8 protein-coding genes and 2 pseudogenes are annotated in these 16,169 nt (G+C 28.8%); 6 read left to right on the top strand and 4 right to left on the bottom strand.

Annotated features, from left to right (window positions below; genetic code table 11):
- Nucleotides 1–143: 143 nt before the first annotated feature.
- Together U881_RS0103380 and U881_RS0103375 are read right to left on the bottom strand one after the other, a co-directional pair.
- On the bottom strand, nt 144–737 hold the full coding sequence (locus tag U881_RS0103380; RefSeq protein WP_024653213.1) for a ribonuclease H family protein: 594 nt from the start codon (nt 735–737) through the stop codon (nt 144–146).
- Nucleotides 738–743: 6 nt separating this feature from the next.
- A complete protein-coding gene (locus U881_RS0103375) occupies nt 744–2,324 on the bottom strand; it encodes a hypothetical protein (protein ID WP_024653212.1) in 1,581 nt (526 codons plus the stop codon).
- Between the two features lie 186 nt (nt 2,325–2,510).
- Between U881_RS0103375 and arcA the strand changes: the two genes are divergently transcribed.
- The 4 genes from arcA to arcC are packed head-to-tail and all read left to right on the top strand — an operon-like array spanning nt 2,511 to nt 7,191.
- Nucleotides 2,511–3,740: an arginine deiminase gene (gene arcA / locus U881_RS0103370; RefSeq protein ID WP_038363688.1), complete on the top strand. Its 1,230-nt coding sequence runs from the start codon at nt 2,511–2,513 to the stop codon at nt 3,738–3,740.
- 19 nt (nt 3,741–3,759) lie between these two features.
- On the top strand, nt 3,760–4,755 hold the full coding sequence (argF, locus tag U881_RS0103365) for an ornithine carbamoyltransferase (protein ID WP_024653210.1): 996 nt from the start codon (nt 3,760–3,762) through the stop codon (nt 4,753–4,755).
- Nucleotides 4,756–4,806: 51 nt separating this feature from the next.
- Entirely contained in the window at nt 4,807–6,222 is a 1,416-nt protein-coding gene (locus U881_RS0103360) for a YfcC family protein (protein WP_024653209.1), read from the top strand.
- 36 nt (nt 6,223–6,258) lie between these two features.
- A complete protein-coding gene (gene arcC, locus U881_RS0103355) occupies nt 6,259–7,191 on the top strand; it encodes a carbamate kinase (RefSeq protein ID WP_024653208.1) in 933 nt (310 codons plus the stop codon).
- 1,139 nt (nt 7,192–8,330) lie between these two features.
- Here arcC and U881_RS0103350 read toward each other — a convergent pair.
- Both U881_RS0103350 and U881_RS0103340 read right to left on the bottom strand, forming a co-directional pair.
- Nucleotides 8,331–9,386, bottom strand: coding sequence for a hypothetical protein (locus tag U881_RS0103350; RefSeq protein WP_024653207.1), 1,056 nt, complete (start codon nt 9,384–9,386; stop codon nt 8,331–8,333).
- A gap of 1,883 nt (nt 9,387–11,269) precedes the next feature.
- Nucleotides 11,270–12,889, bottom strand: a complete 1,620-nt coding sequence (locus tag U881_RS0103340; RefSeq protein WP_024653206.1) for a hypothetical protein — start codon at nt 12,887–12,889, stop codon at nt 11,270–11,272.
- A gap of 1,107 nt (nt 12,890–13,996) precedes the next feature.
- On the opposite strand from U881_RS0103340, the pseudogene U881_RS10780 reads away from it, so the two are divergent.
- A pseudogene (locus tag U881_RS10780) lies at nt 13,997–15,039 on the top strand (variable large family protein).
- Between the two features lie 308 nt (nt 15,040–15,347).
- Nucleotides 15,348–16,169, top strand: a pseudogene (locus U881_RS13260) (variable large family protein); the annotation flags it as partial.

Here is a 16,169-nt window from a genome sequence, read left to right as displayed (position 1 = left end):
TGATGTTATACCGAATATAATATCATCGTTTGTAAATTTGTTTTTTTATTTAAATTCTAGAGAAGGAATATAATCAATATTATTATTTTATCTAAGTTATTTGGTATTAATATGTGTTTTGTTTTGAAAGTAAAAGTATTATTTCATTTCTTATGAAAACCAAGATCTGCAATATTATTGTCTCCTGATATCAATATTATTTGTCCTCCTTTTTCTTCAAATATGTGCCTTAATTTAATAACATTTTGAATTAATTTGATAGTGTTTTTATTTAAGTTTTTGTTGTAAAAACCCTTAGACCAATAATCAATGACAAGCTTGCTATCGCCAAATATGTTTTTTTGATCTTCTTTTAATGCGATTTTAAGAGCAATATATAGTCCTAAAAGTTCACCATAATTGTTGCTAATTCCGTTAAAATTTTTTACATAATAGTTATTGTAATCATTAATAAAACTTTGTTTTACTACTTTGTCTATTATTGATATTCCTTTTTCATTAACAACTCTGACTTCTACTCCTTGTCCTCTTCCGGTTCCAGAGTCAAAATATATGCCTTCTTTATGTTGAATATTGACTTTGCCGTCTTCTGCGAGCCATTTACTTGCTTCTTCTTTTGTTTTAAAGCTTTTTATTTTATTTTTTTGTCCTATGATTTTGTTTTTGCATTCTTTCCAAGATGTAAATATGAATTTTTCATTTTTATCATTTAATATACATGCATAGTATTTTTTCATATTAAATTAATCTCCTAAGCACCAAATGTTAGTTATATTACAAGGCTTACCAAATCTTTTCTCATTTGCATTCTGTATTTCTATTGACTCTTTTATTGTTTTATTATATCCAATAAATTTTTCTTTAAGAGTTGGTTTAATAATTCTGTTTGGTAAGATGCTGGGAAATATTCCTGCTATTGTATATGACATATAAAAATCGTATGCAGCTGCATCTATATCTCCAGGAGTTATGATACCAGATATTTCATAATTTCGTGAAACATTAAGACCGGCTATTCTGTATATTCTGTCAACTACTAAGGAGCAGTAAGTTTTATGGTAAATATCTTCAAGATTGATTGGATCAGTCCACATATTAGAGGACAAGAGGGGAACCATATATCCAAAATTATTGTCAATATATCTATTTTTGGCAAAATTCATTGCTTTTTGAATAGTTCTTTTATCTGTTATGGGTGAAAAGATTTTTAGTATTCTTGATTGTGTGTAGGTTGAAAGTTTTTCGTAACCTGAACCTTGAACGGATGCTGTATCAAACTTAATTTGATTACTTGTGATTACTGATTTTATATCAAAGCTATCTTTTCCTTTAAATACAAGTTTTTTTGTATTATCATATTTGTCAGCATCAAATACTCCTGCGTGTTGCCAAAAGTAAAAAAAATCAGTCCAGTCTATTTTTGGTTTTATTAATAATATGTCTCCATGTGATAAAATGGACCTTAATTTTTGAGGTGTAATTTCTACACCCGTTTCTGGATCTATTATATTTTCTATAGAGTTTAATTTTTGTTGTGATTTTGTTGAATCATATGATCTATTGTGTTCATCAGTAATTCTTTGCTTTAGTAGTATTTTTTTTATTGTATTGTTGTTAATTTGTAGATGGGACATGAAATTTTTGAAATATTTTTTATCTTTAATTTTTAATAGTTGATTTGCTATTATGTGTGGAGATATATATTCATTTCCATTTATTATATCTTTATTTATAGTATAGTTTCTTATATTTTCTTTGGGGAAAAAAGAGTCAATATTATTGATAGGTATGTATCCCATGTTTTTTTCATAAAATATTTGTTCTAATGATTCTAAAATTTCTTTATCTAAATACATTTGTGTTTCTGTCAATTCTATAAAATTTTTGTTGATTAAATGTTGTTGCGTTGTATCAGATTTTTTCTGAAAGCTTGTATTGACTTTAATGTTTAGATATCCGTTAATATTGCTTTGTTCAAGAAATTTATTCCATTCTTGTGAATTATTAAGGTGTCTTTGATAAGCTAATAAATAATTTTGTATTTCTTTTATTTTTTGAGGGCTTATTTTTAAATCAATTGCTAGTTTTTTCAATAGATGAGAATCATTTGCATGTTGTAATAATTTATCTATTAGATGTGATGGTATATGATATGTGGTATATGTCATATTTGTTATGAGGGTATGATTGGGTGGAGAATGGTGGGTTAAAAAAATGGTATTTGAGCCGTTATTATTTCTTTGAACATTTGTAGTAAATAAGGAACAAGAGTACATGATATAAGTGCTTATTGTTAATTGAAATATGCATTTAAGATGTTTCATGTCAATATATTACCATATTTATTTTATTATGTTTTTATGTTGAATATTATGTTTATTGTTTTTTTATAGGTTTTAATTATGTTGATTTTTTGTTCTTTAAGTTTTATCATATTAGGTAGATATATTAAAGAATATGCTATATTTAAAAATTTTTTAAACTTTTTTATAAAAACAGGGGTTTTTATTATGCAGTATTTAAAACAAATAAATGTATTTTCAGAAATAGGTCGTTTAAGAAAAGTGTTACTACATAGACCAGGGAAAGAGTTGGAAAATTTGACTCCTTCAATAATGAAGAGATTGTTGTTTGATGATATTCCTTATCTTGATGTAGCTAGGCAAGAACATGATGCTTTTGCAGATACTTTAAGGGGTAATGGAATTGAAGTTGTCTATATTGAGGATTTGATTGTTGAAGCTCTTTCTGGTTGTGATAGCATAAAAGAACAATTTGTATCTCAGTTTATTTTGGAGGCAGGGATTAGGACTGAAAATAAGACTAAAGCTTTGAAAGATTATTTTTCTGATATGTCTGTTAAGGATATGATTTCAAATATGATAGCTGGTGTTACAAGAGATGAGCTTAAAAATTATAAATCTAATTCTCTAAACTCTCTAGTAAATAGTGAATATCCTTTAATTATTGATCCCATGCCCAATATACTCTTTACAAGGGATCCTTTTGCAAGTATTGGTAATGGTGTGACAATAAATAGAATGCATACTAAGACTAGACATAGAGAAACTATATTTGCGGAGTATATTTTCAAATACCATCCTACTTATAAAGATAATGTTCCTATATGGTATACTAGGGATGAAGATACCACATTAGAAGGTGGAGATGAATTAGTTTTAAGTCGAGATGTTTTAGCTATTGGTGTTTCTGAGAGAACTGAGTCTGAGTCTGTTGAAAAAGTAGCACGAAAGCTTTTTGAACAAAAAACATCATTTAATACAATTTTAGCTTTTCAAATTCCACAAAGTAGGGCTTATATGCATTTAGATACTGTTTTTACTCAAATTGATCATACTACTTTTACAAGTTTTATTAGTGATGATATGAAGTTTACAATTTATGCTTTAACCTACGATATGGGTTCTGGTAATATTAAAGTTAAAAGTGAAAAGGCAAGATTGGAAGACATTTTAGGGTTTTATCTTGGATGTAAGGTTAATATAATAAAGTGTGCTGGAGGTGATTTAATTCATGGAGCACGAGAGCAGTGGAATGATGGTGCTAACACTTTAGCAATAGCACCTGGGGAAGTGATAGTTTATTCTAGAAATCATATGACTAATAAATTGCTTGAAGAATTTGGGATTAAGGTTTATAAGATTCCTTCTAGTGAGCTTTCGCGGGGAAGGGGTGGTCCAAGATGTATGTCCATGCCTTTAGTAAGAGAAGATATTTAGTTAAGGGAGAAAATATTTTATGTATAATTTGAAAAATAGTTTACGCAATAGAAGTTTTTTAAGACTTTTAGATTTTACTCAAGATGATATTAGATATTTACTTGATTTATCTCATGAGTTAAAAAAATCTAAACGATCAGGAATTGAAGAACAAAAACTTAAGTGTAAAAATATAGTTATAATTTTTGAAAAGGATTCAACAAGAACAAGATGTGCATTTGAGGTTGCTGCTTATGATCAGGGAGCTCATGTAACTTATTTGGGTCCCACAGGAAGTCAAATAGGTAAAAAAGAGTCCATAGCTGATACTGCAAGAGTATTGGGAAGAATGTATGATGCTATTGAATTTAGAGGGTTCTCTCAAGAAGCGGTTGAGGATTTAGCGAAATATTCCAATGTGCCGGTTTATAATGGTTTGACAGATGTTGCTCATCCAACTCAAATACTTGCTGATTTTATGACTATTGAAGAACATAAAGGATCTTTAAAAAATTTAAAGATGGTATTTTGTGGTGATGGAAGAAATAATATGGCCAATTCTTTGATGGAAGGATGTTCTATTATGGGCATGGATTTTAGGATATTTGCGCCAAGAGAATTGTTTCCAGATCCAGAATTGGTAGCTAAAACAAAATTGATAGCTGATAAGAGTGGAGGTAGTATTACTATTTCTAGTTCGATTGAGGAAACGGTTAGAGATGTTGATGTTGTTTATACTGATGTATGGGTATCTATGGGTGAGACTAATTGGGATGAGAGAATTAAGTTGTTAAGACCATATCAAGTGAATATTGAACTTATGCAATTGGCAAGAAAGGATGCAATATTTATGCATTGTTTACCAGCTTTTCATGATTTAAATACAGTAGTTGGTAGAGAGGTTTTTGACAAATATGGACTTAAAGGTGTTGAGGTTACTCATGACGTTTTTGAGTGTGATAGATCTGTTGTGTTTGATGAAGCGGAAAATAGATTACATACTATTAAAGCTGTGATGGTTGCAACTTTGGGATAAATTAGTTATGAGTTTTCATTAAAAATACGTAGATATGTTAGGAGAGATAAGATGGCTCAAAAAAGTAAAATGCCAAGTAGTTTTACTATAGTATTTGTTTTAATAACGTTTATGACAATATTGACTTATATAGTTCCTGCCGGTGAATTTCATAAAGAAAATAGGGAAGTTAATGGCAATTTGCAAGAAGTTGTTGTGGCTGGGACTTATCATACAGTGGATAGAGCTCCTAGAGGCTTTTGGGATGGTATTTTTATTATTTTAACAGCGATGGCTAAAGGAATGGAGCATGCTGTTGAGGTTATTGTATTTGTTTTAATTGTTGGCGGAGCTTATGGAGTGATTTTAGGGACAGGTGCGGTCGATGCGGGTATAGCTGCGGCAATTAAGAAGATGGGGAATAAAGATAAACTTTTAATACCATTAATGATGTTTATTTTTTCTATAGGTGGAACTACAACGGGTATGTATGAGGAGACACTACCATTTTATCTGATTATGATTCCATTAGTAATAGCTTTAGGTTATGATAGTGTTGTAGCTGTTGCAATTATTGGATTGGGGGCTGGTGTTGGAACTATGGCATCTACTATTAATCCATTTGCTACGGGAATAGCATCAGCAATAGCTGGTATTGAAATAAAAGACGGTTTTTATTTTCGTATTGTTTTGTATATAATTTCTGTTTTTGTGGCTATAGTATATGTGTTGATATATGCAATCAGAGTCAAAAATGATCCTAAGAAATCTATAGTATATGGACAGAGGGAAGAGCATTATAATCTATTTGTTAAAGGTAAGAGTAGCGATAATAGTGATAGTATGCCAGAATTTACTAATAGACGAAAGATGGTATTGGTATTGTATGGAGGTATGGTTGTATTTTTAATATATAGTATCTTAGAGCTTGGTTGGTGGATGCAAGAGATGACAATGTTGTATCTTGGTACAGCAATTTTGTCTGCGTTTATATGTAGGATGAGTGAGTCTAGGATGTGGGATACATTCGTAGAGGGTTCTAAAGATATGATCACAGCAGCACTTATTATAGGTATGGCTAGGGGAGTAATGATAGTAGCTGATGAAGGAATGATTACAGGAACAATTTTACATACTGCGTCAGAATTTTTATATGGAGTACCTAAAGGTATGTTTATAGTTTTAAATGAGATTGTACAGATATGTATAGGATTTATTGTTCCCTCTTCATCAGGACATGCAAGTTTGACAATGTCAATGATGGCACCATTGGCTGATTTCTTAGATATGCCAAGATCGTCAGTTGTATTAGCTATGCAAACAGCGTCAGGTTTGGTGAATTTATTGACACCAACAAGTGGAGTTATAATGGCTGTATTGGGAATGGCAAGACTTAGTTATGGTAGTTGGTTTAAATTTGTGGTACCAATATTTTTGATTGAATTTGTAATATGTGTTTTAGTAATAATGGCAAATGTTTATTTGTAGTATTTATGAATTGTTGATTTATTAAGGAGTTATTTTATGGGTAAAAGAATTGTAGTAAGTCTTGGGGGGAATGCCTTAGAATGTGGAAATGAGACATTTTGTAAACAATTAGCAAGGATAGAGAGTAGTGTATATGGAATAGTGGATTTAATAGAACATGGCTATGAAATAGTAATTAGTCATGGTAATGGTCCTCAGGTTGGAAAGATTATACTAGAAAATGAAATGTGCAAAGAGACGCCATTGGCACCGCTTGATGTATGTGTTGGCATGAGTCAAGGTATGATAGGTTATTATATCGAACAGGCATTAAGAAATGAGATGTGTAAACGAGGGATTAGTCGAAAAGTAATAATGGTATTGACCCAAGTTTTAGTAGATAAGGGAGATGAGTGTTTTAATAAACCTAGTAAACCGATTGGTCCATTTTATGATAAAGTACGTGCAGAGGAACTTGAGCGTGAAGGGTATACGTTAAAGGAAGATAGTGGAAGAGGTTATAGGCGTGTAGTGGCATCACCTAAACCTATTGAGATTATAGAAATTGAGGAAATAAACGAATTAATTAGTAAAGGGTGTATCGTTATTGCGTGTGGAGGAGGTGGTATACCTGTTATAAGAGATGAAAAAGGGTTCATTAAAGGAATAAGTGGGGTAATTGATAAAGATTTTGCATCGTCTAAATTGGGTCAAGATATAGGAGCAGATCAGTTATTAATCATCACGGCTGTTGATCAGGTAGCTTTAAATTTTGGCACAAAAGATGAGATTTTACTTGGTAAAGTAAGTATTGATGATTTAGATAGATATATCAAAGAGGGTCATTTTGCAGCAGGTTCTATGTTACCTAAAGTAGAGGCAAGTATTGAATTTGTAAAGTCAAAAAAGAATAGAGAGGCAATTATTACATCACTTGATAAATTTATTGAAGGGATAAAGGGTATTGGAGGAACGATAATAACTAGGTAGGATAATAACTAAATATTTCATAAGAATATGTCTAGTAAATAAATATTTGTTTGAAAAATAATGAGATTGTGATAAATTAAGGCTAGAAATGAATGGTTACGATCTTAAGTTACTTCATTCATTTAGGCCTGTAATTTTTATTATGGAATTTTATATTTTACGTATCATATTTTAATATTGTTTTACTGTTTTTATTATCATATTGATGTATTCTAGTAACAAAAAGATGAGTTCTTAATTTTCTAATTAATCAATTAGTGAAAATAATTGAATTTGAAGTGAAAAATATTTCAGGTTTTTTGAATTTAAGTGTATGTTAGATTATATTACGACAATAATCGACACAATAAAAGAGAATTTGCTTTTATTAAAAGCAAACTTAATAATAATGCAAATAATAAATAGCCAAATAAATCTAAATTTAAATAAAATATATGTTCTTAAATTTTTTAAAAAAAGAGGCATATGCCTCTTTTTTTAAAAAAATAGTAGTATATTAAGTTTATGTTATGTTTGTATAGATTATATATCAATATATGTAATGTACAATATTAGTTATCAAAGTCATATAAATGTTTATTTTTAGCTATTTTTAATATTTTTATACGTTTGTAATTTACTTGTTTTTGGTAAAAGACTTTTTTTGATAAGAAAATGGTCTAAAACGCTCTCAAACTTAATGACAAATTTGTCGTCGTTTATAATATACTCAATTGGTGGATGAAAATATCAATATAAAGTTTCGTTTTAGGAAATATTTGTAAAAAAAGTTTAAGAGAGATATGAGCATACATACAAAGGAAATCTTTATAAAATAAACAAATAGAAATAAAAGGAAAAGTTCAATTAAAATAACTAAAAAATGATCGTAAGTTAATTATATGTTAGTTGTTTGTAAAATTAAGTTAGCATTCAAAGTATGTAACTGGATATACTAGTAGTAGTATAGTGTTGTTATAGATGCAGGGATGAAATTTTCACTTTGTGTGTATTCTTTATAATTGGCCATATTGTGAACGATTTCTTAGAGAGGTATTTATAAAATAGAATGTCAATATATCAAGCTAAAATTGTTACTTTATTCTTAATGAAAATAGAGTAAATAACTACTAAGTAGTCATTTACTCTATTCATTTAAGTTATTTTTTTTTGTTTTTAATATCTTCTTTAATTTCACTTTCGTTTCGATCAATACTATCCTTTACCTTATTTTTTAATTGTACTAAGATATTTGTAATATTTTCGAAAGTAGTTTTCATATTGCGAGTATAAGATTGAAAAAGATTGTAATTTTTAGTTTGTAAATCTGAAATCCAACCTTTTACTGTGTTTATCTGTGTATTAATGTCTTGTTGCATTTTACTATCATAACTATTATACATTAATCTTATTCCGTTATTTCCATTACATTTTTCAAGCTTTGCTACAAGATCTTCAAGATCACTCTTTAATTGTTCTTTACTATATTTACTAAGTTCATTTTTGGAATTTGCTTTCTTTTTAGTTTCGCCAAGATTCATAGAAGAATATGCAATAGTAGTATAAAAATCAACTTTTTCAGAATCTTGGTGTATCTTATTAATCAATTTAATAGTATCTTCAAGAAAACTTTTTTCTTCGTATTTGTAATTGTCGTCAACTTGGGTCATAGGATCATGGTATGAGCCTGATAATGTAGGGTATGAGTCAAAGGTAAATTCTAGATCTAAATTGTTAGAATAAAATTCAGTTTGCCCTTCTTCGCCCTTAAGAAGACTACTACTTGTACCACTGATTGGATAAGTAGAATTTCTACCAGTTATACTGTTGATCATACTATCACTTTTTCCATGAATAGTATTTGTATTGTCACTTATTTCAGGTATTATGTTACTTATATCATCAATATTATTTAGGTGATGATTATCATTCAAATCATTTAAAGATTGGTGATCATCTTGACTGTTTAAAGTTAGTTTAGTTCTTGGTTTGATAACCAATACTTTTTTGGTAGACTTTCTACTTTGACTTGTAGGATTTTTTTGGGGTGAATCATTTTCACCATTCACAAATTTGTGAATAGCTTCTTCACTAGCATCTAAGATAGTGCTTATCTTATCAAGGAAACCATTAGATCCTTCTTGATCTTTAACGTTTAATAAATCGCAGCTTATAAAGCTTAAAAGTAAAAATGAACTTAAATAGTTTAATTTCATATTTCCTCCCTCTTTTTTTGATTTTAATAAATATAAAGCATCTTAATGATTTTTGCAGTATTGTCATGGTATTTAGTTTTTTCTTATTAATTTTCACTAGTTTAAGAAATTTCTATAAGGAAATATGAAAAACAATTTGTTAAGTGATTTAAAATAGATGCTTAAAGATTAGAAAAGGAAAATAAAAAATATTCTACGTCATTATGATTCAGATATACAAATTACTTGAATGTGTTAAATTTATATGAAATAGGATATTCAATGATAATTTAAAAATGCAACTCTAGTTTGAATATTAAATTCATTTTTATTTACATTAATTAGTATCTGTTTTCTTGTCTCGAATTTTCATATGAATTAAAGATATAAATTTCATCAAAAATTTGCACGCAATAGTAAATTTTCACCTTTTCAATCCTCAAATTTAAATTCACTAATTTTTAAATCAGTAAATTTAAGCTTAAAAAGTACCTTTATAATATAATTGAGTCCTTTGCTAAATGTTAATTTAAAAAATAAAGAAAATTGTTCTATTTCGTTTAGTAAAACGTATCAATTTTTTACTAAAAAAGGTAATGCAAATCTTAACGCTTTCATGAAAAAAAATGATTGCAATAAATATGGAATAAAAAAATGAAAATAAATAAGTTTTTAGGGAAATAGTTGATATTGCACTATTCAACACATAATATCATATATTTATTCTTCTTAAAAAGAAGGGCTCATATTAAATCCAAATCAATTCCCTTAAAGCAAATTGTTGCTATTGGTATTTTGATTAAGTATAAATACAAAAAAATAATGAACATTATAATGTAGTTTATAACAGTATTGAAGGACTAAGAACACAAAAGTATGCATTTTAAAAATACCAATAATATTTTTAGTGTCAATAATGTTGAAAAGATTAGGATATAGGCTTTCTCATTATTGCTTTATTATTGTTGCTGTATTTGTTGTTTATGTTGGTGTTTTTTTTGTTATTGATATTGTGTATTATTAATGCTTGTGTTATTCTACTTGTTTTATTATTGGAATACGATGGATGACGGGGAAAGAGATTAATGAGGTGTTGGGAGAAATTAAACAAGTAGATGGTTCTGGAAGTAAAACTAATGAGTAAGTGAAGTAGTTATATAATCATATATGCTTATGTAAAGAAATAAGATAAACGATTATGTAAAAGAAGTAGTTAAGAGAGCGTTATGGCTCTCTTTTTGTGTTCAGTTAAGATATGTTATGGTATACGAGAGTAAGTTCCATTTATGTATCTTGCCAAACTAGATAATAAGGTCATTTAAGGAAAACGTTTTTTTATGCAAGGTAGTTGTTTTTCTTTTTGCATTTTATCAGTTGTAATAAGTTGAGAGAGTTATGGTTTTTTTGTGGTTTTAATACTCACTTGTCATATAAATATCAAAAAATAATATACACAAAAATAAAAAGTTCTTATTATTCTTAATAGCAACCTAACTTAATGTTTAATCGGAGGATAAGAGAAGTAGAGCAGAAGAACACTTTGCAAAATAGGAGAGGGATTAATAGAAGCTAATAATAATAAGTTAAGAGAACTATCAGGTAAAATATCTGAAGCAAAGGATGCTGATGGTATTACGATGAAAGTGGTTTAAGATGCGATTAGAGATAGGGTGAAGTTTTTGTTAAATTTTTACTTGCAGGTGATGTTATTAAATTTGCTGGAGCAGTATCAAAAGCAGATCCATGGGCAAATTAATAAAAGTTGTAGAAACTTTTTATTTTTGTGTATTTTTGTTATTGAATAATCTTTTATAGTCGCATCTTTTTGATTTTGTGTTTATTTGTGTATTGATTGTTTATTTATGTTTTATTATTTTTTCATTGAAGAATATATTGAATTAAATTTAATCATTATTAAAAATTCTCTTTTTTGTTTTTTCAATTTTTATAGTAGTCCATTTAAGGTTTGCTTTGTTAATTAGTAGATCATAACTGATGTAATCAGGTCTGAATTCTATCATTGCGGGTGGAGAGTTTTTATCTTCTTCGTATTTTATATCCTTTTTTTTATAATAAATTCTTATCATAGGTATTTCTTTAGCCAAATATAAATTATAAATTAATGGGTAAATGTAATTAATATTTTCTGGATTGTGATATAGATCATATTCTATCAAGTAGTTTGTAAATGGATTTTGAAATATTTTAGTATTTTTTAGTTTATCTTCAAGTTCATCAAATTTGAAGCTTTGTCTATATGCTCCATAGAAGTAAATTGTTTCATGGACTTCTGTTCTTTCAGTGCTGTTGACTTGACTTGTAATATCCTTAATTTGTTTTAATAGATAGTCGGCATTTGTTTCAACAAGAGAGTTGATAATAGCTTGGTTTTTTTTTGCATCTTTAATCTTTTCATAAATTTTTTTTCGGTGTTCATATTGCTTTAAGTAGCTCAGATCATCTACATAAGTTTTGATTTTACAAAAGTTGCAATCTTTAATTATAAATTCCTTTAAAGATGTTTGTTCTGCGATTATTTTTTCTGATGTATATTTTTTAATGTTAAATTTAGCGTCATTTATTTCCTTGTCAAACTTTATAATATCTAGTATTAATGAGTTATTATAGATTAATTTAGGGTTGTTATTTTCTTTATAAATTTTTTTGCCTATAATTCGTATTTTAGGGTTAGAATGAGCTAAATATATATTGTAAATAGCTGCATAACTTTTAATATAATTGTTATTAATCAAGTCGTCAAAAGGTATTACTTGATCGTATTTTGACATTATATGTAATTCTTTTATACCTTCTTCGTCTTTAGGAAAATTTTTTGAATGTTCATTAATTTGATTGATAAGATAATCAATATTTTGATCAATAATATCATTGATTTCTTTTTTTATATAATTGTTTTGTTGACACATAACACGAATTTCTTCATATATTTTATTTTCTAAATAATAAGATCTGGCATTGTATATGTCATCAATTGAATATTTTATATTAATTGGAAACTTTAGGTTCATATTTTGTCTTAATTCCCAATTTTCTACGTTTTCTGGGAGCAAATTCCAATTGTCATTAGATTTATGAAGAACGAGTTTTAGAACTTTTCTGTAGTAGATATTCTTTGATTGTTTTTGTTGTTTGTATATTTTATTTCCAATAATGTGGATTGTTGGGTTATTTTTTGACAAATAGAGGTTTTGAATAATAGGGTAAATATCATGATCATTGGATGTGCTTTCATCCATGTTAAATGATGCATGTTGAATATGTGTTCCGTTTATGATGATTTCAGGATTAAGCCCATCTTCTTTTTTAGAAAATTGTCTTGAAAGTTGTTTTATTTGTTTATTAAGAGATTTTGAGTGTTTCTTTACAAGAAGATCAATATACAAATCTTTTCTTTTAGGTATTAAAGAGGCATTATTTTTTGTGCTTTCTGTTTTTTTAGAGTCTAATTTTGTGCAACATGGTATAAGAAGACTGAAAATAATCAATAATGTGTAAACTTTCATATGTTTATTTTAATCCTTTATATTAATAATACTATCATTTTTTTATATAATAGCATTTTAATATAAAGGATTTTTATGTTAAAATATACTTTTTTTAAAGTGTTTACTATGTTTTTTTGGACTTTGTGGATTTCATAAATTCTACGTAGGGAAAACTGGAACAAGGTATACATCACCAACATCAATAATATATAAATTAAAAATAGTATATTCAAATTTTAAATTCTTTTAATCTCGTAGATTAGAATATCAACCTTTTTTGAAAAATCTATACTTATAAAATCCAATACTAAAGTTGTCATCATTTTTGTTAAAAGATTTTTTTATTGTTTTTGTTTCTAATTTCTCAATAAATACAAATCTTAGCATTTTTTTTAATTGTTTTTTCGTATGAGTGATAACCTGATGATACAATCAATGGTGTATGGCAAGTGTAGTAAACAAGACATTAAGTACTTTAATTAGCAATAAGCAAGAATTTTGATAGTGGTTTAAGGGAGATAAATAAACACTAGTTGCAGTGAAACACGAGGATAAGATAGCAGAAGCAGTAACTATTTGACAATAATAAATAATTATCGGTAAAAATCAGTAAGATAAAAAAAGTTATTTAAGGAAAACATTTCTCTTATTCTTTTTGAGACATACAGGGGATATTTTCTTGTTAGATTTCATTGATTTAATGTATTTCTTTTATATTTTTATTAAGCATTAATTTATCATATGTGTTTATCATTCATTCATTTTTTATTTAATTTATTTCATTTTTTCTGTTGAAGTAAAGTTGATAGAAAGAGAAGAAGAGACTCATAAAATGAGAGAAGGGAACTTATAAAAAGAGAAGAAAGGAATGATAAAAGAAGAAAAAAAAGAGAAGTTAAAAAGAAGAGAAGAGATAAGGATTTAGACCGAGTAACTTTTTTTAGAAGTTAGGAGAGCTTATTTAGGAGAGCTTAGTGAGATGAGCTTATTTAGATGAGCTAGAGAGGAAAGGGAAGAGAAGGGAGCTTTAGATGATTAAGGATTTAAAGATTGAGGGGATTAAAGAGTTGTTAAGGAGGGAAAATTATGATGAGAGGAATTAGAGAAATAAACGTTAATGAAGAAATGAGAGGGGGTAGTGGGAAGATGAATAAGATTATCAAGAGAAGTTTGGTTATTATGATGATTATGGGAATTATGGGATGTAATAATGGAGTAGCGGAGCTAGAAAAGGAAAATGAGTTTTTAAGTTCTATTGCTAATTTAGGGAAAGGATTTTTGGATGTTTTTGTGACTTTTGGCGATATGATTACAGATACATTAGGAATAAAGGCAGATACTAAAAAAAGTGAGATTGGGGCTTATTTTATCAAGATTGAGAATACTATGAAAACAGTAAAAGCGAAATTGGGGAAAATTGTAGGAGAATATGGGAATTATCCGAAAGTGAAAGAGAAGGTAGAGGAATTTGTTGGGAAGATAAGTAAGATTGAAGAAGGCGCGAAAGCAGCGGCTAGTGGTACCAATGGTACTGGTGCAATAGGAATGCTGTTAAAAATGAGTCTGCAGAGGCTGCAGATGTAACAAGTGTTAATGCTGTTGTTAAGGGAATTAAGACTATTGTTGAGGTGGTATTAAAAACTGGAGAGGGAAATGCAGAGAATAGTAAGACGGCAGAAACTGAAAAAAAATCAGTTGATAAATTGTTTAGTAGCAAGGTTGATACTGATGGAACAGAAGTACAAGCAGCAGTAGCAAGTGCATTTATTGGAGCAGTAAGTGGAGCTGATGTATTGCAAGCTATATCTAAATCTGAAGAGGTTAAAGGTGAGCCTACTGTTGAGATTGCAAAAAACGCTTGCAGATATTGCGGCTGCTAAGAAAGAAGAAAGTAAAGAGATTACGGTTGATGGAGCAAAGAAAGATGCAGTAATAGCAGCAGGAATAGCATTAAGAGCAATGGCAAAGAATGGTAAATTTATTGCTAAAAATAATGAAGATAAATCAGCTTTTGCCATTAACGGAGCAGTAGCAAGTGCAGTAAATAAGACATTAAGTGCATTAACAGTAGCAATAAGAAATACAGTAGATGAAGGGTAAAAGGAATTAATGAGATATTAGGGGAGATTAAACAAGGAGAGAATTCTGTTGCTAAAGTTAGTGAATAAGCGAAATTAGTAATATTTATAATATGACTTGAATTAATTAAGAAAAATATTTGCTTAAGAGGGCTTGTTTTTAGCTCTCTTTTTTTGTTTGCGGTGCGGTTTTATATGTTTTCATTTATTTTGAATTTAAATCTTGAAGTAAAGTGATAGGAAGAGAAGAAAGGGTTTTTTTAAAAAAAAGAGAGGATAGAGTATATATGAGAGCTAGGAGGGATCTAAAGAAGATATAGAAGAGATGTATACATGCTATCTGAAGATTAAGAGAGAAGAGAGAAAGATGTGAGGTAAGATAAAGAGTAAGGGATTAAATGAAAAATGAAGGAAAAGAGATGAGAGGAATTAGAGAAATAAGAGCTAATTATGATAAGAGAGGGGGAATAGGGAAGATGAATAATATTATCGAGAGAAGTTTGCTTATTATTATGATTATGGGAATGATGGGATGTAATAATGGAGTAGCGGAGTTAGAAAAGAAGAATGAGTTTTTGAGTTCTATTGCGAATTTAGGGAAAGGATTTTTGGAAGTCTTTGTGGCATTTGGGGATATGGTTACAGAAACATTGGAGATAAAAGCGGATACAAAGAAATCGGAGATAGGACAGTATTTTACTAAAATTGAAACTACTATGAAAACAACGAAAGCAAAATTAAACGAGATTTTAGAACAGAATGGCAATTATCCAAAGTTAAAAGAAAAGATTAACGAATTTATCGCAACTATAGAAAAGATTGAAGAGGGAGCAAAAATAGCGGCTGGGGGGTGCTAGTGGTGGTGATGCAATAGGAAATGCTAAGCAAAATGAAGACGGGCTATATCTGCAGATTCTGCAAGCGTAAATGTACTTATTCAAGGAATTAGAGAAATAGTTGATGCGGTGTTGAAAGAAGGTAAAGCAGATGCTACTGAAACTGGTGATACAGAGAAGAAATCAGTTGGTAATTTGCTTGCTACACAGAATGATATGACAGAACAATAAGTTGCTGCAGCAAGTGCATCAATAGGAGCAGTAAGTGGTGCTGACATTTTGCAAGCTATATCAAAGTCAGGAGATGCTGGCATTAGTAAAGATATTAATACAGTAACTAATGCAGCAGAGATTGCGGTTGCTAAGAAGGACTCTGGTACTAAA

The organism is Borrelia persica No12 (assembly GCF_000500045.1).
GTDB classification, from domain to species: Bacteria; Spirochaetota; Spirochaetia; order Borreliales; family Borreliaceae; genus Borrelia; species Borrelia persica.
Note: the sequence above shows the minus strand (reverse complement) of the source record. Positions and strands in the feature narration are given on the sequence as shown.